The organism is Streptomyces sp. NPDC058401 (assembly GCF_042722885.1).
In the GTDB taxonomy this organism is placed as follows: domain Bacteria; phylum Actinomycetota; class Actinomycetes; order Streptomycetales; family Streptomycetaceae; genus Streptomyces.
This window is the reverse complement of the sequence record NZ_JBHXKA010000065.1, coordinates 14923-36857: the sequence shown is the minus strand read 5'-3', so window position 1 is coordinate 36857 and position 21935 is coordinate 14923. Positions and strand designations below refer to the sequence as shown.

Genomic DNA, 21935 nt, shown 5'->3' with positions numbered 1-21935 from the left:
AACGGCCGGCCCGTGACCCGTCAGGCCGCGCTGGTGAAGACGGGCAGGTAGCCGCCGGACTGTCCGGCGGCGGTCGGGTGGTAGGACTCGCCGATGTTCAGCCAGTTGAGGCTGTGCAGCCACTCGCTGCCGGAGCAGATCTCGTGCCCGGTGAAGGAGCCGGCGACGGAGGCGAAGGCGAAGCCGTGGTTGGCGGCGCGCTTGGCGATGGCGGCGTTGAGGTAGTCGGAGGCGCCGTTGATGGCGGTGCGCTCGCCCTCCGACAGCCCGGCCACGCAGTTGCCGTTCAGCTTGTAGAAGCGGGGATAGCCGAGGACGACCACGCGGGCCGACGGGGACCGGCTGTGGATGGCGTTGTAGACCTGGTCGAGCTGGCCGGGGAGGGTGGAGTCCACGTACGCCTTGGCCTGATTGACCCGGCTGACGCAGGTGGCTTCGGACTGGAGCACGCAGGTGGTCATCACGTCGGAGAATCCGGCGTCGTTGCCGCCGATGGTGATGCTGACGAGGTCGGTGCCGGCGTTCAGCGGGGTGAGCTGGCCGCTCATCACATCACCCGTACGGGCACCCGAGCAGGCGGCGAAGGAGAAGGTCTGGGGGGCGTGTGCGGCGGCCCAGAGGGCCGGGTAGGCGCGGGTGGTGCGCTTGCAGTTCCCGCTGGCACTGTCGTAGTTGCCGGCGCCGACGCCGGAGGAGTAGGAGTCACCGAGGGCGACGTAGCCGAAGTCGGCGGCGGCGGTGGCCTGACCGGCTCCGAGGAGGGCTGCGCCCGCGGCGAGTAACAGGGCAGAGGCCAAGGCGGCGAAACGAGGCATTCTCATGCTCATGTGTGCGGCTCCTTGTGGGGGTTACTCCGGAGTTACTCCTGAGTCCGTGGTACAAGGAACCGAGGTTCGCTGGAAGTGTCCATGCCAAGAATGTTCGGGGTGGACATGCGGCGCGAATCTTCACCCGCACGGCGTTTGAAGAGGCGATCGCGCCACCCGATCCAGCGAAACACGGGTGCATCAGGCCAGTTCGTGCCGGATCATGGGCGCCATGCCAGCCAACCCTCAGGACGCGCTGCCGATCCGGCTCAACGTCGACGACAGCGACTCCCCGTCGGACGTCGTCGACGCGCTGTTCCTCGGCCGCTTCGCGTCCGGCGAGCAGCCGCACTCGCACAGCGTGTCGATCGACCGGGTCAAGCCGGGTGCGACCCTGCTGCCGCCCGGGGCCACGGTGTTGCGCTCGGCCCGCGACAGCGACCGCAGCGCGACGCTCGCCGAGGGCGAGGGCTGGACCATGCTCGTCTCCCGCTGGAGCCGGGGCGCGGACGTCACGGTGACGGCGGTCAGCGAGGAACTCGCCGCCGGGGTGCTCGGCGAGGCCACGGAGGGCGTGCAGGACGAGCCCGAACCGCAGCCCGAGAACGTGGCGATGGGGTTCTGGTACGTCTCCCCGCGCCGCGGCCCCTACCGCACCACCCGGCAGATCGCGGCGGGCACCTGGGACGAGGTGCGGCCCAACTACACGGCTCCGGTGGCCGGGGCCATGGACCGGCTGATGAAGGTCACCCCCGACGACATCGCAGGCCGGCTGCTCCTGCTGCACGGCCCTCCGGGCACCGGGAAGACCTCCGCCCTGCGCACGCTCGCCCGGTCCTGGCGGGACTGGTGCCAGGTGGACTGCGTACTGGACCCGGAGCGGCTGTTCAACGACATCGGCTACCTGATGGACATCGCGATCGGCGAGGACGAGGGCACGGCGAAGAGCCGCTGGCGGCTGCTGCTGCTCGAGGACTGCGACGAGTTGATCCGCGGCGAGGCCCGGCACACCGCCGGGCAGGCGCTGTCACGGCTGCTGAACCTCACGGACGGGCTCCTCGGCCAGGGCCGCAACGTCCTGGTCGGCGTCACGACCAACGAGGACCTGGAGCGGCTCCACCCGGCGGTGGTCCGGCCGGGGCGGTGCCTCGCCCGCATCGAGATCGGCCGGCTGACGCACCGCGAGGCGGTGGACTGGCTCGGCACCGACGAGGGCATCTCCCGCGAGGGCGCGACGCTGGCGGAGCTCTACGCCCTGCGCCGCGGCGGGTCCGGGACCGCCGCCCTGCTGCCGCCGCAGGGCCAGGACACGGAAGCGGGCATGTACCTGTAGGCGCGGCGCGCGCACGGCGTGGGCAGGCGCGCGTACGGCGGGGACAATGGGGGCGCGGCCGAAGGCCCCCACCGGCCGTCCGCACCTCCGGGGGACCCACGAACAGGAGAACGCACCGTGCTCGAACCGGCGCAGGAGAATCCCTTCCCCGACAGCCACGTCCTCGGCGAGGGCCCCGAGCCGCACCCGCAGCTCCAGCCGGTGCTCGGCCTCATCGGGCGCTGGCACGGCCGGGGCAGCGGCGAGTACCCGACCCTGGAGCACGGGTTCCGGTACGAGCAGGAGATCAGCTTCAGCCACGACGGCCGGCCCTTCCTCGTCTACGAGTCCCGCGCGTGGCTGATCGACGAGTCCGGCACCGCCGTTCGCCCCGCGGGCCGCGAGACCGGCTGGTGGCGCATCCTCCCCGACGCCTCGGTCGAGGTCACGCTCGCCCACCCGACGGGCATCGTCGAGACGTACGTCGGCCAGGTCTCCGGTACGGAGATCGAGATGGCCACCGACACGGTGGGGCTGACCCCGCGGGCCAAGGAGGTCACCGGCATGCGCCGCCGGTACGCGCTCCAGGACGGCGGGCTGACGATCGTGCAGGAGATGGCCGCGGTGGGCCAGCCCATGCAGCACCACCTCCAGGCCCGGCTGTTCCCCCGCAAGGACTGAGCCCGGCCGGTCCGGCCCGTCCGGCCACTCGGGCCGCCCGGCCCGTCGGGGCCCGTCCGCCCGGCCTGTCAGCCCCGTCCGGCTGTCAGTCCGCGTACCGCGCGCGCAGTGCGTCCAGCGCCGCCGCGGTCGCCTCGTCGAAGGTCAGGCCCAGCCGCCGCGCCCGCTCCGCGTAGGCCTGCGCGGCGGTGGCCGCCTCCCGGGCGGGACCGTCGCCGGACGCCGCCACGAAGCTGCCCGCCCGGCCGCGCGTCTCGATCACGCCGTCCGACTCCAGCGCCCGGTACGCCTTCGCGACCGTGTTCGCCGCCAGCCCCAGGTCCTCCGCGAGCCCGCGGACCGTCGGCAGTTTGAACCCGGCGGGCAGCCGGCCCGCCCGCGCACCGGCGGCGATCTGAGCGCGCAGCTGCTCGTAGGGGGCGGCGGCGCCCGCCGCGCCGTCGATGCGGATCTTCAGGTGCGGAGAAGTCGAGGTCACGCGGGCGATTGTCCCCCATCCGCCGGGAAATTCGCAGGCGCGGGGACCCCTTCCGCCCCTACCGTCGCCCAGGTGACCACAACCATCCGGGATCTGCGTCCGAACGACCTGCCCGACGCCGAGTCCGTCGTACGGGTGCGCCGCGCCGCCCTCCCCTTCATGATCAGTACCGCCGCCGGGGTGGCCTTCGAACTGGCCTCCGCCCACCCCGACAAGCACTACCGCCTCCTCGTCGCGGAGAACGCCGAAGGCCTGGTCGTCGGCACCGCCCAGGTCGGGATCGTGTACGACAGCCCCGAGCCCGGCCAGGGCTTCGTCAACGCCTACGTCGACCCCGCCCACCGCGGCCTCGGTGCCGGAACCGCCCTGCTCGGCGCGGCCGAGGAGCACCTGGCGGCCGCGCGCGCGAAGGCCTCGTACGCCTGGGTCCTCGACGAGCCCCCGCACCGCGCCTTCGCCGAACGCCACGGCTACCGGGCCTCCCGCTCCGCCCACTTCCTGCGCCTCGACCTCGCCGCGGCCGGCCCGCCGGCGCTTCCCGGGAAGCTGCCGGACGGGGTCGAACTGCGCCCCGGCTCGGCCTTCGCCGCCGATCCGCGCCCGCTCTTCGAGGCCGACGCGGCGGGGACCCTGGACGAACCGGGCGATGTCGCGGTGGAGTTCGACGACTACGAGGACTGGCTGCGGAACACCTGGGAGCACCCGTACCTCGACCGGGAGCTCACCACCGTGGTCCTGGTGGACGGCGAGGTGGCCGGCTTCACCGCCGCCCACACCGACGGGGCCGGGCGGTACTCCTCCGCCATGACCGCCACCCTGCGCCCGTTCCGCGGCCGGGGACTGGCCCGGCTGGCCAAGACCGACTCGCTGCTGCGGGCCCGCGCGGCCGGCTGCACCGAGGCGTTCACCGGCAACGACACCGGCAACGCTCCGATGCTCGCCGTCAACGCCCGGTTCGGGTACGAGGTCTGCGCCACGGAGACGCGCTTCACCAAGCAGCTGTGAGAACGGGAGACACCACGATGCAGGAGACACCGCGATGACCGGCCGGCTGACCGTCACCCTCACCAAGGCGGGCCGTACGAAGATCCGTTACCCGGCCGAGCTGGTCGCCGACACCGGCACCCGGATCACCGTACGGGCCCCCTGGGCGGCCCCCGGCGTACGCGACTTCGGCTTCGTCCGCTTCGAGCCGGGCGACGTGTTCACCGAGCACTTCTGGCGCGACCGCTGGTACGCGGTCAAGGAGGTGCGGACGGGCGGGGGCGTCCTCAAGGGCTGGTACTGCGACATGACCCGGCCGGCCTCGGTGGCGGACGGGGTGATCCTGGTGGAGGACCTGGACCTCGACCTGTGGGTGTCCGCAGACGGAGGCTCCGTACTGCGTCTGGACGAGGACGAGTTCGCCGCGAGCGGGCTCGCCGCTGCCGATCCCGAGGCGGCCGCGCAGGCGGTACGGGCCCTCGACGCCCTGGAGGCGCAGGCCCGCTCGGCGGCCGGGCTGACGGCGCTCCTCACCTGAACCGGGGCCCCACAGGGCTTTCGGGCCGCTTTCTGTGCGCCCGCTTAGTGGCTCCTTAAGTGCGCCCTAAGGATCGGCTCCAGGGGCCCGAACCCCGTGGAACCCGGCTTCCGGGCGGTTAGCTTGGCTGGGCCAGGGAGGGCCGGTGGCGGCGCCGCGAACCCGTGAGGGGCGGCGCCGCACAGCCCCGGCCTTCCGGCGCACCCACGACTCGCGCAGCCCTGTGCCGTGCCCAGAGGAGATCCACCATGCCCGCACGCCGTACCGCCGCCCGCATCGCAGCCGGACTCGCCCCGCTCGCGGTGGCCGCGTACGCCGTCGCCCCGGCGGCCGCCCACGGTTCGATGACGGACCCGGTCAGCCGGGTGGCGGCGTGCTACGCGGAGGGCCCGGAGTCCCCGAAGTCGGCGGCCTGCAAGGCGGCGGTCGCGGCGAGCGGGGCGCAGGCCTTCTACGACTGGAACGCGGTGAACATCGCCAACGCGGCCGGTCAGAGCAAGGCCCTGATCCCGGACGGACAGCTGTGCTCGGCGGGCAACGACAAGTACAGGGGGCTGGACCTGGCGCGCGCCGACTGGCCGGCCGGCCCGATGGCCGCGGGCGCGCACACCTTCCGCTACAAGGGGACCGCCCCGCACAAGGGCTCCTTCGAGCTGTACGTCACGAAGGACGGCTACGACCCGTCGAAGCCGCTGAAGTGGTCCGACCTGGAGCCGGCGCCCTTCGTGAAGGTCACCGACCCGGGGATGCAGAACGGCGACTACGTCTTCTCGGGCACCGTCCCGAACAAGAGCGGCCGGCACCTGATCTACAGCGTCTGGCAGCGCTCGGACAGCCCGGAGGCCTTCTACAGCTGCTCGGACGTGGTCTTCGGCAAGGACAACGGCGGGGGCGGCACGGGCGGGGGCGGCGGCAAGCCCACCGCCAAGCCCACGGCCAGGCCGACCTCGAAGCCGAGCACGAAGCCGACTTCCGTGCCCTCGGGGCAGCCGTCCACGCTCCCCGCGGAGGTCCCCTCGGCGCCCACCGACGAGCAGATCTCGCAGGGCGCCTCGAAGTCCACGGTGGAGCACGGCGGCCACGGGGACAACGACCCGAAGACGAACGGCGGCGCCGCCCCCTCGCCGATCCCCTCGCAGAGCGGGACCCACCTCGCCGAGACGGGCGGCAGCGCCGCCACCCCGGTGATCGCGATCGGCGGAGCCGGTGTGCTGGCCGTCGGCGCGGCCGTGCTGTTCGGGCTGGCCCGGCGCCGTGCGACCCCGGGCCGCCACGGCCGCTGATGACGGAACGGGCGGCCCGCCTGGGCCGCCCGCCGCCGCCGTCAGGAGAAGACCGACGCGCAGGTGGTGCGTTCGGCGTGCGCCGGGTCGAGGGCGTTGGCCGCCTCGTGCCAGGCGATCCGGTCGGTGAGCCCGATGGCCACGTGCTCCGAGAGGTCCACCGCGCACAGGTCCTGGAGCAGCACGTTGCGGACGTTGGAACCGCTGAGGAACTGGCTCCGGTACGGGGTGACCACCTCGTCGTACCGGGTGGCGATCACCGTGTACGCGACTCCGGGGACGGTGTCCCCGCCCGCGTTCAGCTTGTTCTGGAAGGGCGATCCGGCGATCTGGTCGGCGAGGCCCGGGGTGGCCTCGCTGATCAGGTCCCCGGCCCCGGGGAAGTACGGCAGCAGCTTGGTGAGGCCGAGCAGGGTCGTCCCGTGGTTGTCGGGGGCGAGTCCGACGAGGGCGTTGACCTTGGCGGCGCCGCCGAGGAACTTCAGGTAGTAGCGCGGCATCATGCCGCCCTGGGAGTGGCCGACGACGTCGGTCTTCGCGGCTCCGGTGGAGGCGAGCACCCTGTCCACGAAGACGTCGAGCTGCCCGGCGGACTGCTCGATGGGGCCGAGCCCGTTGAAGAAGGGGACCCCGGGCAGCTGCCCGTAGTCGAGGGAGTAGACGCAGTAGCCCCGCTGTACGAGGTACGGGGCGAAGCCGAGCCAGTTGTCGACGGAGTTCCCGAAGGTTCCGTGGACCAGCACGACGGGCCGGGGGTGGGCGGCGGACGGTTTGCAGGACCAGTTGTTCCAGCCGCTGCTCGGCGCCGAAGCGGCCTGGGCGGCTCCGGTGGGTGCGACGAGTGCGGCGGCGGTCAGGGCGAGGACGGCCAGCGGGCGGAGCAGGCGTCTCCAGGGCAGCATCGTGTGATCTCCTTGCGGCTCAAGGGGAGTAACGAGGGATGGCGCGGGAAGTTCGTGGGGGTACGTCCCGTGATCCGGATCACAAGGGGGTGCTGCAGCCGCTAAATTACGGGCGAGTAGCAAAACTGGGAAGTTACGCGTCGGTAAAAAATCCGCGGTGCGTCCTGACGGCCCACCCCGACGGCCGTCATCCATTCGGCCCTCCCCTGCTGCGCCGGGCGCCCGGTAGGCCGAGCGTGTGAGACATGACCCAGTCCCCCCATGTAGACCCAGGGCAGTCCGGCGGTTTCCTCGCCGAGATCAAGGACGCCGTCACCACCCGGGCCGCTCTCCTGGTCCTGGGCGTACTGGCGCTCCAGCTCGCCTTCATCACCTCGTACGTCGGCGCCTTCCATCACCCCAAACCCAGCGAGATCCCGATCGCCGTGGCCGCGCCCGCCCGGCCGGTCGCCGAGCAGACGGCGAAGCAGCTCTCCGCGCTGCCGGGCAAACCCCTCGACCCCCGTGCCGTGCAGGACGAGGCGACGGCGCTGCGGCAGATCCAGAACCGGGACGTGGACGGGGCGCTGATCATCGACCCGGCCGGCACCACCGACAAGCTGCTGGTGGCGAGCGGCGCCGGAGCCTCCCTCTCGCAGGCCGTCGAGGAGGTCGTCGGCCTCGTCGAGAAGACCCAGGGGCGCACCGTCCGCGTCGTGGACGTGGCCCCGTCGGCCGCCGGCGACGGGCGCGGCCTGAGCTCGTTCTACCTGGTCGTCGGCTGGTGCGTGGGCGGCTACCTGTGCGCCGCGATCCTCGCGATCAGCGCGGGCGCCCGGCCCGCGAACGTCCACCGCGCCATCATCCGGCTCGGCGCCCTGCTGGTGTACTCCATCGCGGCCGGGCTGCTCGGCTCGGTGATCGCCGACCCGGTCCTGGGGGCGCTGCCCGGCAGCATCTGGGCCCTGTGGGGGCTCGGCTCCCTCGTCGTCTTCGCCGTCGGCGCGATCACCCTGGCCTTCCAGGGGCTCGCGGGCGTGGTCGGCATCGGCCTGGCGATCCTGCTGGTGGTGGTGCTCGGCAACCCGAGCGCCGGCGGCGCCTACCCGTACCCGCTGCTGCCGCCCTTCTGGAAGGCCATCGGCCCGTGGCTGCCGCCGGGCGCGGGCACGTACGCCGCGCGCTCGATCGCGTACTTCAAGGGCAATGACATCACCGGCCCGCTGCTGGTCCTGAGCGGCTGGGCGGTGCTCGGCTCCGCGATCACGCTGGCCTGTGCGGCGGGCCGCCGGGGCAAGGCGGGCGCGGCCGTCGGCAGCGGGCTCCCGGAGGGACCCGACGCCCTGCCCGAGAGGGAAGCCGTGCGATGAACAACCCCGTCCACGTGCGCAACCGCATGGGCCCGGCCGAACAGGCCGTCTCCGTCAAGCGGATGGAGCCCAGCGCGCAGGCGCAGCTGGGCCCCCTCGGCCTCACCGGCTTCATCGTGGTCACCACGCTCGCCACCGGCATCGACGCGGGCATCTTCCCCGAGCACCTCAGCCACTCCGTGCTGCCGCTGGTCGGCTTCTTCATCGGCGGGCTCGCCCAGCTGCTGGCCGGGCTCTTCCAGGCGCAGCGCGGAGACACCTGGCACGCGACCGTCTTCGGCGGCTTCGGGCTGTTCTGGATGTCGAAGGCGCTCCTGATCCAGTACGTGCTGCCCGCCACGGATCCGGCGCTGCGGGGCGATGTGAGCGCGCTGTTCACGCTGCCGTGGGTGTTCGTGGTGTTCGTGCTGTGGATCGGCAGCTGGCGGATCCACCTGGTGCTGCTGTCCACCTTCACGTGCGTGCTGGTGGTCTTCGTGGCCATGACCGTCAGCGGGTTCACCGGCTCGGTGATCTGGAACCGGATCACCGGCTGGAGCGGGCTGCTGGCCGCGCTCGGAGCCACGTACCTGCTCGCCGGGCAGATCATGGCGAGCACCTGGGGCCGTCAGGTGCTGCCGATGGGCCGCTTCCTCGCCCCCGAGGAGCACCCGGAGGCATGACCGCCGCGTGCATCACCGCTCCCGGTACGGTCGCCGCCGCATGGCCGCCCGCATGGCCGCCCGCATGAACGCGGCCTCGTGATCACGACGCTCGCGGTGGAGAACTACCGCTCCCTGCGCAAACTGATCGTCCCCCTCGGCCGGCTCACCGTGGTGACGGGCGCCAACGGCACGGGCAAGTCCAGCCTGTACCGGTCCCTGCGGCTGCTGGCCGACTCCGCCCGGGGCGGCGCCATCGCGGCGCTGGCCCGGGAGGGCGGCCTGCCCTCCACCCTGTGGGCCGGCCCGGAGAAGATCGGGCGGGCGGTGCGCGAGGGGCGGTACGCCGTCCAGCCGACGGTCCGCTCCGAACCGGTGAGCCTGCGGCTCGGCTTCGCCGGGGACGAGTTCGGCTACGCGGTGGACTTCGGCCATCCCGCACCGGTCCCCGACTCGCTCTTCGGGCTGGACCCCGAGATCAAGCGGGAGTGCACCTGGGCCGGGCCGGTCCTGCGCCCCGCCGCCCTGCTCTCCGACCGCGCCGGGCCCGCCGTGCGCACCCGTACCGCCGACGGCGGCTGGCACCGCACCCACGGCGCCCTGCGCCCGTACGACTCCATGCTCAGCGAGCTCGCGGACCCGCAACTGGCCCCCGACCTGCTGGCCCTGCGCGAACTGATCCGCTCCTGGCGGTTCTACGACCACGTCCGCACGGACGCCGACGCCCCGTCCCGCACCGCGCGCGTGGGAACCCGTACGCCGGTGCTCGCCGCGGACGGCTCCGACCTGCCGGCCGCGCTCCAGACGATCCGGGAAACCGGCGACCACGCGGCCCTGGACACGGCTGTCGAGGCCGCCTTCCCGGGCAGCACCGTGGCCGTCGCGGAACGGGACGGCCGCTTCGAACTGGAGCTGCACCAGCACGGGCTGCTGCGCCCGCTGGGCGCGGCCGAACTCTCCGACGGCACCCTGCGCTACCTGCTGTGGACGGCCGCCCTGCTGACCCCGCGCCCGCCCGCCCTGATGGTGCTCAACGAGCCGGAGACCAGCCTCCACCCCGACCTGCTGGGCCCGCTCGCGGACCTGATCCTGACGGTGGCCCGGAACACCCAGACGGTGGTGGTCACCCACGCCGCCCCCCTGGCGCAGGCCCTCGCCGAGGGCGTCCACCGCCACCGCGTGGACCTCCAGACCATCACCCTCCTCAAAGACTTCGGCCAGACCGAGGTAGCGGACCGCGAGGGCCCCCTGGACGAACCCCTGTGGTACTGGCCCAAGCGGTAGCCGCCGGCGGGCGCCGCGACCGCCGCGCGCAGCGGGGCCTTGAAGCTCACCCCGGCGCCGCCCGCGCCGGGGCCGAGCAGCGCGTCCATGCGGTCCCCCCGGGCCTGCGGCAGAAGTTGCGTCAACCTACCCCGCCCGGTGGACCACCTCGCCCGCGACCACCACCGTTTCGGCCACCGTTCCGGGGATCTGCTCCGGGGCCACCGCGAGGATGTCCCGGGACAGGATCACGAAGTCGGCGGCCTTGCCGACCGTGAGGGAACCCCGGTCATTTTCAAGGAAGTTGGCGTACGCGGAGCCCATCGTGTAGCCGTACACCGCCGTCCGGGCGTCCACCGTCTCCTGCTCCTGCCACGGTTCGCCGCCGTCCAGGGGGCGCCGGGTCAGTGCCGTGTAGATGCCGATCATCGGGTCCATCTCGGCGACGTTCCAGTCGCTGGAGAAGGCCAGGACGGCGCCCGCCTCGGCGAGGCTCCGCATCGGCCACGCCTTGTGCCAGCGGTCCTCCCCCACGTTCTCCGCCCAGTCCTGGCCGGGACCGGCGATCTCCGGCGCGCAGTGCCGGGGCTGCATGCAGGCCACCACGCCGAGCTGCGCGAAGCGCGGTACGTCCTGGGGGTCCAGGCATTCCACGTGCACGACCTGGTGGCGGGCGTCGCGCGGGCCGTTCACCGTCCGTGCGTGCTCGACGGCGTCGAGGACGGTACGGATGCCCCGGTCACCGGTGGCGTGGACGAAGCACTGGAACCCGCGCGCGTCCAGCCGGGCGAGGAGTCCGGCGAACTCCTCCGCCGGGTAGAAGGTCTCGCCCCGGTGCGCCCCGCAGCTGGTGTAGGGCTCCAGCAGCGCGGCCGTGCGCGGCTCCACGACGTCGTCGATGTAGAGCTTCAGGGGGCCGACCCGGAAGCGGTCCCCCGCGTGCACCTTCGCCGCCGCCTCGAAGAGGTCGAGGTCCTCCTCGGTGGTGCCGCGCGGGTGGAACAGTGCGGCGACGATCCGCGAGCGCAGCCGGCCCTCGGCGCGCGCCCGGTCGTACAGTTCCAGGTCGTCGAGGGAGTTCTGCGGTTCAACGACGGTGGTGATGCCGAAGCCGATCGCGTCGTCGAGGCTCTTGGCGAGGCGCCCGTACTGGCGGTCCGGGGAGGCCCACGGCACGCCCAGGTCGCGCAGGGCGCGGTGGCCGTCGCGGGAGAGGCCCTTGATGGCGAAGTCCTTGACGAATCCGGTGGGTTCACCGGTCTCCGGGTCCACGGCGGCCGTGCCGAAGGGCAGGTCGGTACGGTCCTTCGCGACGCCGAGCCGGTGCATGGCCGCCGTGTTCAGCCAGGCCGTGTGGACGTCGTACGAGAGCACGATCGCGGGGATGTCCCCGGTGACCGGGTCCAGGTCGGCTGCGGTGGGCATGCGGCCGCCGGGGATCGCGGAGTAGTCGAAGGCCTCGGCCTCGATCCACTCGGCGTCGGGGTTGGCCTCGCGCCAGGTGCCGATCCGGTCGAGGATCGCTTCGAGCGTGCGCACCCCGGCGAGCTGCACGCACGCGTCGTCGGAGCCGAGGCGGACGTGGTTGTGGGCGTCGATGAACCCGGGCAGTACGAGCCGGCCGCCCGCGTCGATCCGCTCGGTGTCCGGGCCCGCCCAGTCGGCGGCCTCCGCGTCCGGCCCGACCCAGACGATCCGCCCGCCCTGCACGGCGAGGGCTTCGGCCTCGGGCAGCTCGGGGTCGACGGTGTGGATGCGGGCTCCGGTGAGGAGCAGATCGGCGGGGGCGGGGTGCGACATGGGGTGGTGCTCCTGTGCAGAGGGGGAACGGAGAGACGGGTGGCCCGGGGAGGCCGGACCGGGAGGCCGGGAGGGCCTCAGGCGGCCGGGGCGTACGCGGGCACGCGCCGGGCGAGGGCCCAGTACGTGAGCCCGGAGACCACCGAGCCGAGCAGGGTCAGGTCGGCGCCGCCGAGCGGGGCCACGAGCGGCCCGGTCCACAGTTCGGAATCGCAGGTCAGGGCGGCGAAGGCCATACCGGCGAGCAGGGCGGTCATGCCCGCCGGGTGGTAGCCGGAGCGGTACCAGTAGGCGCCCGCGCTCCCGGCGTGCAGCGCGTCGGAGTCGTAGCGGCAGCGGCGCAGCAGCATGTCGGCGAGGAAGACGCCGCCCCAGGGGGCGAACACGATGATCAGGAGGGAGAGGAAGGAGAGCAGCGAGGTGGTGAAGTCGGTGAGGAAGAGCGCGGCGAGCGATCCGGCGGCGGTCACGGCGGCGCTGATCACGATGGCCCGGGACCGGCTCCAGGGGATGCCGAGGACCTGGAGGTTCAGGCTGGAGGAGTAGAGCGTGATGATCGAGTTGGTGACGGAGCCGCCCAGCACCAGCGCGAGGAACAGCGGCTGGAACCAGCCCGGCAGCAGGCTCTCGGCCCCGGCGACGGCGTCGGTCATGTCCGTCTGGGTGGCGGCGGCCACGCCGGCGATCCCGAGGGCGACGGAGGAGAGGAACCCGCCGAGCGCGCCCATCCAGGTGATCGACTTCAGCGTGGTGGTGCGGGGCAGGTAGCGGGTGTAGTCGGCGGGCATCGGCAGGTACGAGAACGGCCCGGCGAGCATCACGACGAAGGCCAGGCTCCAGCCGGACAGGCCCGGGGCCAGGGCGTCGGCCGGGGCGGCGGTCTCGGTGCCGGGCAGGACGAAGACGAGCACGGCGCCGAAGCCGACGGCCAGGACGTAGGCCATCCAGCGTTCGGCGAACTGCACGGTGGCGTGGCCCCACATCGCGACGGCGAAGGTGAGCGCGAGGGTGATGCCGAGCGCGGCGGCCCGGATCAGGGTGCCTTCGCCCAGGCCGACCTCGGCGAAGAAGACCTCCAGGGCCAGGGTGCCGACGACGGTGTTGACGATGGTGTAGCCGATGCTCACCACCCAGTTGAGGACGCCGGCCGGCCAGTTGCCCCGTACGCCGAAGGCGGCCCGGGAGATGACCAGGGTGGCGGTGCCGGTGCGGATGCCGCTGAGGCCGGCGGCGCTGACCGCGAAGAAGGACAGTCCGCTGATCACGACCACGGCGGTGGCCTGCCAGAAGCTGAGGCCGAAGGCGACGGCGAGGGCTCCGTTGATCACGTAGGTGAAGGTCAGGTTGGAGCCGAACCAGAGCCAGAAGAGGTCCTTGGCCCCGCCGTGCCGCTCGGCGTCGGGGATGGGGTCGATGCCGTGCGTCTCGACTCTGAAGACCTCGTCGACGTCGGCCGTCGTCTCCTGGTGTGCCATGCGTCTGCCCCTGATCTCCGACCCGGTGAACCGCGAAGCCGACCTTGAACGGCGTTCTAAGTTCTTGAATGGCATTCAAGATGCGCCCCCGACCGGGACCCCGTCAAGACCTTGTCCGGGATAAGGTCGGCCCACGAAGATCGGAAGGGCGGCACCAGTGGCGGGAGCAGCGGGAGCGGCACGGCGGCGCGACGGGCGGATCGCCCAGGAGCGGATGCTGGAAGAGGCCATGGCGGCGATCGCCGAGGACGGGCTGGCGACGCTCACCATGTCCGCGCTCGCCGAACGGCTCGGCACCAGCGGCGGCCACATCCTGTACTACTTCGGCAGCAAGGACCGCCTGCTGCTGGCCGCCCTGAACTGGAGCGAGCAGCAACTGACCGGCGAGCGCAGCGAGTTGCTGGGCCGCAGGCTCACCGCACACCGCAAGCTCGCGCTCTTCCTGGAGCTCTACCTGCCCCGCGGCCCCCGCGATCCGCGCTGGACCCTCTGGATCGAGCTGTGGGCCCGCATCCCCTCGAACGAGCCGCTGCGCGCCGCCCAGCAGGAGATCGACGACGGCTGGCAGCGGGACCTGGAGGCGCTCCTCGCCAAGGGCGTGGAGCAGGGCCGCTTCGCGGCCGGCCTGGACGTCCCGGCCCGGGCCTCGGAGCTGCTGGCGCTGCTGGACGGGCTGAGCACCCGGGTCGTGCTGGGCGAGCGCGGCGCCGACCGGGCCACCTCCCTGGAGCGCGCCCGCTCGGCGGCGGCCCTGCTGATCCCGCACACCTGAGTACGGCCGGCGTCCGGACATGTGGAAAGCCCGCCCGGGCCTTAGCGCCCCGGGCGGGCTTTTCCGCTCCTTAGCGGAGGTTCTCGGTGGGAAGAAGCATTACTTCTTCTTGGCGGCGGCCTTCTTGGCCGGGGCGCCCTCGGCGTTGCCGTAGTAGGCCTGGCGCATGAGCTGCTTCAGGTCGTCGATCATCGGCATCCGCGGGTTGGCGGGGGCGCACTGGTCGGCGTAGGCGTTCATGGCCTGGGTCGGCAGGGCCTCGATGAAGGCCTGCTCGTCCACGCCCTCCTCGGCGAAGGAGGCAGTGATCCCGCACTTGCTGCGGAGCTCCTCGACGGCCTTGGCGTAGGACTCGACGCCCTCGGCGGCCGTGGCGGCCGGCAGGCCCAGCATCTTCGCGATCTCCTGGAAGCGCTCCGGTGCCCGGTAGACCTCGGCCTTGGGCCACGGGGTGGCCTTGTGGGTGACCGTGCCGTTGTGGCGGATCACGTGCGGCAGGAGCAGCGCGTTGGTGCGGCCGTGGGCGACGTGGAAGGTGTTGCCCAGGGTGTGCGCCATGGCGTGGACCATGCCCAGGAAGGCGTTGGCGAAGGCCATGCCCGCCACGGTGGAGGCGTTGTGCATCTTCTCGCGGGCCTCGGGGTCGTTCGGACCGTCGACCACGCAGCGCTGCAGGTTTTCGAAGATGAGCTTGATGGCCTGGAGGCACAGACCGTCGGTGTAGTCGTTCGAGTAGGCGGAGACGTAGGCCTCGGTGGCGTGCGTCAGGGCGTCGAAGCCGGAGTCGGCGGTCACCTTGGGCGGGAGGCCCATCGGCAGCATCGGGTCGACGATGGCGACGTTCGGGGTCAGCGCGTAGTCGGCGAGCGGGTACTTCTGGGCCGCGGCCGGGTCGGAGATGACGGCGAACGGGGTGACCTCGGAGCCGGTGCCCGAGGTGGTCGGGATGGCGACCATCTTGGCCTTCTCGCCGAGCGAGGGGAACTTGTAGGCGCGCTTGCGGACGTCGAAGAACTTCTCCTTCGTGTCGGCGAACTCGACCTCCGGGCGCTCGTACATCAGCCACATGATCTTCGCGGCGTCCATCGGCGAGCCGCCGCCGAGGCCGATGATCGTGTCGGGCTTGAAGTCGCGCATCATCGCGGCGCCGGCCTGGACGGTGGAGAGCTCCGGGTTGGGCTCGACGTTGTCGATGATCTGGATCGACACGGCGCCCTCGCGGGCCTGCAGGATGTCGACGACCTTCTGCACGAAGCCGATGGAGACCATCGTCTTGTCGGTGACGATCGAGACCCGGCTGATGCCGTCCATCTCACCGAGGTAGCGGATGGAGTTGCGCTCGAAGTAGATCTTCGGCGGGACCTTGAACCACTGCATGTTGGTGTTGCGCCGTCCGATCCGCTTGACGTTGATCAGGTTGACCGCGGTGACGTTGTTCGACACCGAGTTGTGTCCGTACGAGCCGCAGCCCAGGGTGAGCGAGGGGAGGAAGGCGTTGTAGACGTCGCCGATGCCGCCGAAGGTGGAGGGCGAGTTGGCGATGACGCGGATCGCCTTGACCCTCTTGCCGAACTCCTCGACGAGCTCCTCGTCCTCGGCGTGGATGGCGGCGCTGTGGCCCAGTCCGTGGAACTCGACCATCGCGGCGGCCAGTTCGAGGCCGTGCTCGGTGTCCGAGGCCTTCAGGCAGGCCAGGATCGGGGACAGCTTCTCGCGGGTCAGCGGCTCGTTCTCGCCGACCTCGTTGCACTCCGCGAGGAGGATCGAGGCCTCGGCGGGGACGGTGAAGCCGGCCTGCTCGGCGATCCACTGCGGGGACTTGCCGACGACGTTCGGGTTCAGCTTGGCGCCGTTGGCGTCGGCCGCGTAGGCGGTGGTGCCGAAGACGAACTGCTCCAGCTTGGTCTTCTCGGCGGCGGAGACCACGTGGGCGCCGAGCCGCTTGAACTCGGCGAGGCCCGCTTCGTAGATCTCGGTGTCGAGGATGACGGCCTGCTCGGAGGCGCAGATCATGCCGTTGTCGAAGGCCTTGGAGAGCACGATGTCGTGGATCGCGCGGCCGAGCTTGGCGCTCTTGTGGACGTACGCCGGGACGTTGCCCGCGCCGACGCCCAGGGCCGGCTTGCCGCACGAGTAGGCGGCCTTGACCATGGCGTTTCCGCCGGTCGCGAGGATGGTGGAGACGCCCGGGTGGTTCATGAGGGCGCCGGTGGCCTCCATGGAGGGTGCGGTGACCCACTGGACGCAGTCGGCGGGGGCGCCGGCGGCGACGGCGGCGTCGCGGACGATGCGGGCGGCCTCGGCCGAGCAGTTCTGCGCGGAGGGGTGGAAGGCGAAGATGATCGGGTTGCGGGTCTTCAGGGCGATCAGCGCCTTGAAGATCGTGGTGGAGGTCGGGTTGGTGACCGGGGTCATCGCGCAGACGACGCCGACGGGCTCGGCGATCTCCGTGATGCCGTTCAGCTCGTCGCGGCGGATGACGCCGGCGGTCTTGAGCCCGCGCATCGAGTTCACGACGTGCTCGCAGGCGAAGAGGTTCTTGACGGCCTTGTCCTCGAAGAGGCCGCGGCCGGTCTCCTCGACCGCCAGCTGGGCGAGCTCGCCGTGCTGGCTCAGAGCGGCCAGCGAGGCCTTCTTGACGATGTGGTCGACCTGCTCCTGGTTGAACGACGAGAACTGGTCGAGCGCCGTGAGCGCCCCCTGAACCAGTCCATCCACCATCTCGTTCGCCTGCATGGCAGGAACTCCTTCATTTCGACTCAACCTGAACCGCTTTCCTGATGACTCAATTCGACACCCAAAAGCGGAAGCCGCGCCGCCGAAAAAGCCCTTATCCACCGGGCCGAAGGACCGTTCACACCCGTTCACACCTCCCCGATCATGGCTCTGACCTGCACTGACACCTCGGGACCTAAGACCCCTGTGCGCTTGTGAAAACTTTCACAAGAATTTCTGACCAAGTGCGCCCTACCGCACTCCCCACCCAGCGAGCACAATCACCGTGACGAGTCGCGTCGACCGTGAAGGAGGGAGCGCGTGCGCAGTCAGGTGCGCCTTGCGGACGGACGGAATCTGACGTGGGAGCGCTGGGGCGATCCGCACGGCAAACCCGTTTTCCTGCTCCACGGCACGCCCGGCAGCCGCCTGGGCCCCGCACCCCGCGGGATGGTCCTCTACCAGCGCCGGATGCAGCTCATCGCCTACGACCGGCCCGGCTACGGGGGCTCCGACCGCCACCCGGGCCGCACCGTCGCCGACGTGGCCACCGAGGTGACGGCGATCGCCGACTCCCTGGGCCTGGAGCACTTCGCCGTGGCCGGCCGCTCCGGCGGCGCCCCCGGCGCCCTGGCCTGCGCCGCCCTGCTCCCCCACCGGGTCACCCGGACCGCCGCACTGGTCTCCCTGGCCCCCCGGGACGCGGAGGACCTGGACTGGTTCGAGGGCATGTCCCCCTCGAACATCCGGGAGCACTCCACCGCCGGCCGGGACCCCGAGGAGCTCGCCGCCCGGCTGATCCCGCGCGCCGCCGGGATCGCCAAGGACCCCGGACGGCTCCTGGACGAGCTGCGCCGCGAGCTCACGGACAGCGACCGCATGATCGTCGCCGACGCGGGGCTGCGGGCCATGCTGCTGCGCAATTACCGCGAGGGGGTCCGCACCTCCGCCTACGGCTGGATCGACGACGCCATCTCCTTCAGCAGCCCCTGGGGCTTCGACCCGGCGGACATCCGCTGCCCGGTGCTGATCTGGCACGGGGAGCTCGACGTGTTCTCACCCGTGGGCCACTCCCGCTGGCTGGCCGGCCGCATCCCGGGCGCCACCACGAACATCGATCCGGCCGCCGCGCACTTCGCGGCGCTGCACGCCCTGCCCGACGTACTGACGTGGCTGCTCAGGGAGGTGCCCGCGCCACCCGTCAACGAACAGCAGCCGGCGTAGGAGGGTTCCGGCCCGCGCGGAACCCGTCGCACCACCAAACCGCCTTCACCGCAAGCAACTTGCGGTCCGGCGCCGCCCAACTCCACGGCGCCTTGCCGAGGTAGGCCACCCCGAGCGGACGGAGCGGCATCCATGGAGGTCGGAAGCCCGGAACCCGCCGCCGCGGCAGGCCTGCGAATAGAAAGGATCTTGCTTTGAGGCAAACGGGCGAATACCGGGCCCGCGCGAATTCGATCATGTTTGCCACAGCCGCCCGATCGGCCCTGAACAGGACATCATTCTGTAACAAGGACCTGCGCAGTTCGGCACGCCGATCACCCATCGGGAAGGTAAAGTCCGCGCCAGACACTGGCTTCTCGTCAATGTCAACCCCTCCCATTCCCCATGACCTCCCCGAGGACGGCGTCATGAACACCTCCGCAACCCACCCGGCCAGCACCGTCGCTGCCTCCCGCGTCCCGCTCGACCGGATCGACGTCCGCGGTGCGCGCGCGGCCGCGACCCTGGGTCGCGTCCTCCCGACGGAATCCGGCCGAAAGGTTCAGACGCCCATCTTCAACTCTGCACTCTGACGACAAGTCAGCGCTCTAGACTGGTGGAATGACCGGCCTGATCGCTTTTCGCGAGATCGTCCTGAAAGTTCACAGCAGATGCGATCTCGCTTGTGATCATTGCTACGTCTACGAACACGCAGATCAGAGCTGGCGCGCCCGGCCCAAAGTGATCTCCCCCGAGGTGATCGCACACACCGCGTCGCGCCTCGCCGAACACGCAAGGACACACGCACTCCCCTCCGTCACGGTCATCCTTCACGGAGGGGAACCGCTTCTCGCGGGCACCGCCCGCCTCCGGCTCGTGTGCGAGGAATTCACCCGCGCCCTCGACGGCATCGCCGCCCTCGACCTGCGCATGCACACCAACGGCCTCCAGCTCAGCCGCCGCTACCTGGACCTCTTCGTGGAGTTCGGCGTCAGCGTGAGCGTCTCCCTCGACGGGGACCAGGCGGCCAACGACCGCCACCGGCGCTACGCCGACGGGCGCACCAGCCACCCCCTCGTGCTGGCCGCCGTGGACCTGCTGCGCACCGAGCCCTACCGCCACCTGTACCAGGGCCTGCTCTGCACCATCGACGTGGCCAACGATCCCGTGGCCGTCCTCGACGCCCTGGTCGAACTGGTTCCGCCGCGCGTGGACTTCCTCCTCCCGCACGCCACCTGGCAGACGCCCCCGGTCCGGCCCGACGAGGCCCCCGACGCCTACGCGCGCTGGCTGCTGCGGGTCTTCGACCACTGGGAGCGCCTCGGCCGCCCGGTCCCCGTACGGCTCTTCGACTCGCTGTTCTCCACCCTGGCCGGCGGCCCCAGCCTCACCGAGTCGCTCGGCCTCGCGCCCACGGACCTCGTCGTGGTGGAGACCGACGGCAACCTGGAGCAGGTCGACTCCCTCAAGAGCGCCTTCGAGGGGGCCGCCGCAACCGGGTTCAACGTCTTCGACCACCCCTTCGACCTGGTCGCGGCCCATCCCGGGGTCCGCGCCCGGCAGCTGGGCCTGGCCGGCGTCAGCGACACGTGCCGCCGGTGCCCCGTCGTACGTTCGTGCGGAGGCGGGCTCTACACCCACCGCTACAAGGCCGGTCCCGAGGGAGCTGGCGGCCCGGAGGCCGCCGGGGACTTCGACAACCCCTCCGTCTACTGCACCGACCTGCGCGAGCTCGTCGATGGCGTGGAGGGGCGTACGAGCACCCGCGCGAGCGCCCCGGAACTCTCCGACCCGGCCGAGCTGGCCGGCTCCCAGGAGCAGCTCACCCGGGACCTGCTCGCCCTCTTGAACGACCGCCGTACGGGTGATTCCGACTGGGACCGGGCCTGGCGGGTGCTGGGTGCCGTGGAGCGGGCCGGGCGGGCGGGCGCGGACGCGCTGGACGCCGTACTGGCCCACCCCTTCACCCGGACCTGGGTCATGGCCTGCCTCGACCCCGCCGGGCAGGGCCGCCCCGGCGCCCCGCAGGCGGCCCGCAGGCTGACCGCGCTGGCCGCCGCCGCCGTGCTGCGCGGCGGGCTCGACCTGCCCGCCGAGGTCGCCTACCGGGACGGCGAGGTCTACCTGCCGACGCTCGGCCTGCTGCGCCTGGGCGAGCCCGGCACCGAGGGGCGGGCCACCCTGCACGCCGTCGACGGGGGGTACGCCGCCCGCGAGGAGGGCCGCCCCGAGCACCGCTTCGGGCCCGCCGCGGGTGACGCCCGCTGGCAGCCCGTACGCACCTGGTCGCCGGGGCCGGGCGCGGTCCCGGTGGCGCTGGAGGACCTGGATCCGCACCGCAACTGCTTCGCCCGCCCGCCCAGGCTGCGGCTCGGCGCCGGGGAGGCCGAGGAGTGGCGCGAGCGCCTCGACGCGGCATGGGCGCTGCTGCACGCCTCGGTGCCCGGGTTCGCGCGGGCGGCCGCCACCGGGCTGACCACGCTGACCCCGCTCGCGGGCGGCCCGCAGGCCCGCGGCTGGGGCGAGGCGGGGCGGCACGGTCCGGGCGCGCTCGGAGTGCCGTACGCGGCCGGGGTGGCGGAGACCGCGCTCGCGCTGCTGACCGGGCGGCGGCGGGCCGGGCTCCAGGCGCTGACCGAGGTGGCCGACCTGTACGCGCTGGACGGGGAGTGGCAGCACCCCTCGCCGTGGCGGGAGCACCCGGTCCCGGTGTCCCGGCTGCTGGCCGACGTCCACGAGCGGGTGGCCGTGGAGGCCTACCTGCGGGCGACCGCCACCGCCGAGCCGGGCGGGCTGGACCGGATCAACCGGGCGCTGGACCGGCTGTCGGGCGCGGCGGAGCTGACGAGCACCGGCAAGCGGCTCGTGGAGCAGCTCCGCTGGGAACTGAAGGCGGTCGACGCGTGACGGGGGGGCCCGCCGCCCCGCTCCACGCGCTCGGCGTCCGCCCCGGCGCCCGCCTCCTGGTGCACGCCTCGCTCGGTGGTACCGGTCTGCGCGCCGAGGAGCTGCGCGGCGCCCTCCTGGCCGCCGTCGGCCCGGACGGCGCCCTCGCGGCGCCGGCCTTCACCCCGCAGAACTCCAAGACCTCCACGGCGCACCTGGCCCGGATCGCGGGCCTCTCCGATGAGGACGTACGGGCCTTCCGCGCGCGGATGCCCGCCTTCGACCCGGAGCGCACCCCGAGCCACGGAATGGGGGTGCTGGCCGAGGCCGTGCGCACCGCCCCGGGAGCGGTCCGCAGCGGGCATCCGCAGACCTCTTTCTCCGCGGTCGGCGAAGGCTCCCGGGAACTGTGTGCGGAACATCCGCTGACCAGCCATTTGGGCGAGGAATCACCCCTGGGAAAGATGTGCGGGGAGGGATGGGAGGTACTCATGATCAATGTGGGATTTTCCGTCTGTACCGCTTTCCATCTCGCGGAGTATCGAATTCCGAAGCCCCCCTTGCGCATGTACGAGTGTGTGGTGAAGGTGAACCTTCCGGGGTCTTCAGGGGGGCAGCCTGAAGGTCCGAAGCGGGAAGGGTGGACCGCGTACGAGGACATCGCGCTGGATGACAGCGATTTCGCCGAGATCGGCAGGGCGTTCCCCGAAGAGGGGATTCGCCGGGGGCGGATCGGCGGGGCATCGACCATGCTCTTCGCCCTTCCGCATGCCGTCGATCACGCGCTTGAATGGATGACCGAAAACAGACGCTGATTGACTGAACGATGAGGGGATGTGGCGGAGCA

Annotated in this window: 19 protein-coding genes; 13 read left to right on the top strand and 6 right to left on the bottom strand. The window is 72.0% G+C overall.

Annotated elements, in window-relative coordinates; translation table 11 throughout:
* Nucleotides 1-20 precede the first annotated feature (20 nt).
* Nucleotides 21-821 carry an SGNH/GDSL hydrolase family protein gene (locus ACFWNV_RS23430; RefSeq protein ID WP_383950339.1) on the bottom strand — a complete coding sequence of 267 codons (801 nt, stop codon included), beginning with the start codon at nt 819-821 and terminating at the stop codon, nt 21-23.
* A 217-nt stretch (nt 822-1038) separates the two neighbouring features.
* Here ACFWNV_RS23430 and ACFWNV_RS23425 point away from each other — a divergent pair, with 217 nt between their 5' ends.
* Together ACFWNV_RS23425 and ACFWNV_RS23420 are read left to right on the top strand one after the other, a co-directional pair.
* Nucleotides 1039-2139, top strand: a complete 1101-nt coding sequence (locus ACFWNV_RS23425) for a DUF5925 domain-containing protein (RefSeq protein WP_383950313.1) — start codon at nt 1039-1041, stop codon at nt 2137-2139.
* Between the two features lie 117 nt (nt 2140-2256).
* The gene (locus ACFWNV_RS23420) at nt 2257-2799 is read left to right on the top strand and encodes an FABP family protein (RefSeq protein ID WP_383950311.1); all 543 of its coding nucleotides are present in this window, start codon (nt 2257-2259) and stop codon (nt 2797-2799) included.
* An 85-nt stretch (nt 2800-2884) separates the two neighbouring features.
* Here the strand turns inward: ACFWNV_RS23420 and ACFWNV_RS23415 are convergent, their stop codons facing one another.
* A complete protein-coding gene (locus ACFWNV_RS23415; RefSeq protein WP_383950308.1) occupies nt 2885-3277 on the bottom strand; it encodes a GntR family transcriptional regulator in 393 nt (130 codons plus the stop codon).
* A gap of 72 nt (nt 3278-3349) precedes the next feature.
* Here ACFWNV_RS23415 and ACFWNV_RS23410 point away from each other — a divergent pair, with 72 nt between their 5' ends.
* The 3 genes from ACFWNV_RS23410 to ACFWNV_RS23400 all read left to right on the top strand — a co-directional run bounded on the left by ACFWNV_RS23410 (nt 3350) and on the right by ACFWNV_RS23400 (nt 6082).
* Entirely contained in the window at nt 3350-4282 is a 933-nt protein-coding gene (locus ACFWNV_RS23410; RefSeq protein WP_383950305.1) for a GNAT family N-acetyltransferase, read from the top strand.
* 34 nt (nt 4283-4316) lie between these two features.
* Nucleotides 4317-4799 (top strand): DUF402 domain-containing protein, encoded by a 483-nt coding sequence (locus ACFWNV_RS23405; protein ID WP_383950302.1) that lies wholly within the window; start codon nt 4317-4319, stop codon nt 4797-4799.
* 248 nt (nt 4800-5047) lie between these two features.
* On the top strand, nt 5048-6082 hold the full coding sequence (locus ACFWNV_RS23400; RefSeq protein ID WP_383950299.1) for a lytic polysaccharide monooxygenase: 1035 nt from the start codon (nt 5048-5050) through the stop codon (nt 6080-6082).
* A gap of 41 nt (nt 6083-6123) precedes the next feature.
* Here the strand turns inward: ACFWNV_RS23400 and ACFWNV_RS23395 are convergent, their stop codons facing one another.
* Entirely contained in the window at nt 6124-6984 is an 861-nt protein-coding gene (locus ACFWNV_RS23395) for an esterase/lipase family protein (protein WP_383950297.1), read from the bottom strand.
* A 245-nt stretch (nt 6985-7229) separates the two neighbouring features.
* Between ACFWNV_RS23395 and ACFWNV_RS23390 the strand changes: the two genes are divergently transcribed.
* From ACFWNV_RS23390 to ACFWNV_RS23380, 3 genes are all read left to right on the top strand, one after another.
* On the top strand, nt 7230-8333 hold the full coding sequence (locus ACFWNV_RS23390; RefSeq protein ID WP_383950294.1) for a DUF3533 domain-containing protein: 1104 nt from the start codon (nt 7230-7232) through the stop codon (nt 8331-8333).
* Nucleotides 8330-8995: an acetate uptake transporter gene (locus tag ACFWNV_RS23385; protein ID WP_383950291.1), complete on the top strand. Its 666-nt coding sequence runs from the start codon at nt 8330-8332 to the stop codon at nt 8993-8995. Before ACFWNV_RS23390 ends, ACFWNV_RS23385 begins: the two co-directional genes overlap by 4 nt.
* Before the next feature lie 78 nt (nt 8996-9073).
* Entirely contained in the window at nt 9074-10258 is a 1185-nt protein-coding gene (locus tag ACFWNV_RS23380) for an AAA family ATPase (protein ID WP_383950288.1), read from the top strand.
* A gap of 126 nt (nt 10259-10384) precedes the next feature.
* Here the strand turns inward: ACFWNV_RS23380 and ACFWNV_RS23375 are convergent, their stop codons facing one another.
* Together ACFWNV_RS23375 and ACFWNV_RS23370 are read right to left on the bottom strand one after the other, a co-directional pair.
* Nucleotides 10385-12037 (bottom strand): amidohydrolase, encoded by a 1653-nt coding sequence (locus ACFWNV_RS23375; protein ID WP_383950286.1) that lies wholly within the window; start codon nt 12035-12037, stop codon nt 10385-10387.
* A gap of 77 nt (nt 12038-12114) precedes the next feature.
* Nucleotides 12115-13512 (bottom strand): purine-cytosine permease family protein, encoded by a 1398-nt coding sequence (locus tag ACFWNV_RS23370; protein ID WP_383950283.1) that lies wholly within the window; start codon nt 13510-13512, stop codon nt 12115-12117.
* A 214-nt stretch (nt 13513-13726) separates the two neighbouring features.
* Here ACFWNV_RS23370 and ACFWNV_RS23365 point away from each other — a divergent pair, with 214 nt between their 5' ends.
* Nucleotides 13727-14284 (top strand): TetR/AcrR family transcriptional regulator, encoded by a 558-nt coding sequence (locus ACFWNV_RS23365; RefSeq protein WP_383950336.1) that lies wholly within the window; start codon nt 13727-13729, stop codon nt 14282-14284.
* 99 nt (nt 14285-14383) lie between these two features.
* On the opposite strand, the gene adhE is transcribed toward ACFWNV_RS23365, so the two are convergent.
* A complete protein-coding gene (adhE, locus tag ACFWNV_RS23360; protein ID WP_383950280.1) occupies nt 14384-17020 on the bottom strand; it encodes a bifunctional acetaldehyde-CoA/alcohol dehydrogenase in 2637 nt (878 codons plus the stop codon).
* A 300-nt stretch (nt 17021-17320) separates the two neighbouring features.
* Between adhE and ACFWNV_RS23355 the strand changes: the two genes are divergently transcribed.
* From ACFWNV_RS23355 to ACFWNV_RS23340, 4 genes are all read left to right on the top strand, one after another.
* The gene (locus tag ACFWNV_RS23355; RefSeq protein ID WP_383950278.1) at nt 17321-18223 is read left to right on the top strand and encodes an alpha/beta fold hydrolase; all 903 of its coding nucleotides are present in this window, start codon (nt 17321-17323) and stop codon (nt 18221-18223) included.
* A 407-nt stretch (nt 18224-18630) separates the two neighbouring features.
* A complete protein-coding gene (gene fxsA, locus ACFWNV_RS23350; RefSeq protein ID WP_383950275.1) occupies nt 18631-18795 on the top strand; it encodes an FxSxx-COOH cyclophane-containing RiPP peptide in 165 nt (54 codons plus the stop codon).
* A gap of 28 nt (nt 18796-18823) precedes the next feature.
* Entirely contained in the window at nt 18824-21109 is a 2286-nt protein-coding gene (gene fxsBH / locus ACFWNV_RS23345) for a radical SAM/SPASM protein FxsBH, inactivated beta-hydroxylase extension form (protein WP_383950273.1), read from the top strand.
* 59 nt (nt 21110-21168) lie between these two features.
* Nucleotides 21169-21903, top strand: coding sequence for an aminoglycoside N(3)-acetyltransferase (locus ACFWNV_RS23340; RefSeq protein WP_383950270.1), 735 nt, complete (start codon nt 21169-21171; stop codon nt 21901-21903).
* Nucleotides 21904-21935: the final 32 nt, after the last annotated feature.

What these genes read in the sequence shown, in the direction of transcription:
- ACFWNV_RS23395 (WP_383950297.1), bottom strand. Translation starts at nt 6,984, where the DNA reads ATGCTGCCCTGGAGACGCCTGCTCCGCCCGCTGGCCGTCCTCGCCCTG.
- ACFWNV_RS23430 (WP_383950339.1), bottom strand. Translation starts at nt 821, where the DNA reads ATGAGAATGCCTCGTTTCGCCGCCTTGGCCTCTGCCCTGTTACTCGCC.
- fxsBH (WP_383950273.1), top strand. Translation starts at nt 18,824, where the DNA reads ATGACCGGCCTGATCGCTTTTCGCGAGATCGTCCTGAAAGTTCACAGC.
- adhE (WP_383950280.1), bottom strand. Translation starts at nt 17,020, where the DNA reads ATGCAGGCGAACGAGATGGTGGATGGACTGGTTCAGGGGGCGCTCACG.
- ACFWNV_RS23375 (WP_383950286.1), bottom strand. Translation starts at nt 12,037, where the DNA reads ATGTCGCACCCCGCCCCCGCCGATCTGCTCCTCACCGGAGCCCGCATC.
- ACFWNV_RS23365 (WP_383950336.1), top strand. Translation starts at nt 13,727, where the DNA reads ATGCTGGAAGAGGCCATGGCGGCGATCGCCGAGGACGGGCTGGCGACG.
- ACFWNV_RS23425 (WP_383950313.1), top strand. Translation starts at nt 1,039, where the DNA reads ATGCCAGCCAACCCTCAGGACGCGCTGCCGATCCGGCTCAACGTCGAC.
- ACFWNV_RS23385 (WP_383950291.1), top strand. Translation starts at nt 8,330, where the DNA reads ATGAACAACCCCGTCCACGTGCGCAACCGCATGGGCCCGGCCGAACAG.
- ACFWNV_RS23370 (WP_383950283.1), bottom strand. Translation starts at nt 13,512, where the DNA reads ATGGCACACCAGGAGACGACGGCCGACGTCGACGAGGTCTTCAGAGTC.
- fxsA (WP_383950275.1), top strand. Translation starts at nt 18,631, where the DNA reads ATGAACACCTCCGCAACCCACCCGGCCAGCACCGTCGCTGCCTCCCGC.
- ACFWNV_RS23390 (WP_383950294.1), top strand. Translation starts at nt 7,230, where the DNA reads ATGACCCAGTCCCCCCATGTAGACCCAGGGCAGTCCGGCGGTTTCCTC.
- ACFWNV_RS23400 (WP_383950299.1), top strand. Translation starts at nt 5,048, where the DNA reads ATGCCCGCACGCCGTACCGCCGCCCGCATCGCAGCCGGACTCGCCCCG.
- ACFWNV_RS23405 (WP_383950302.1), top strand. Translation starts at nt 4,317, where the DNA reads ATGACCGGCCGGCTGACCGTCACCCTCACCAAGGCGGGCCGTACGAAG.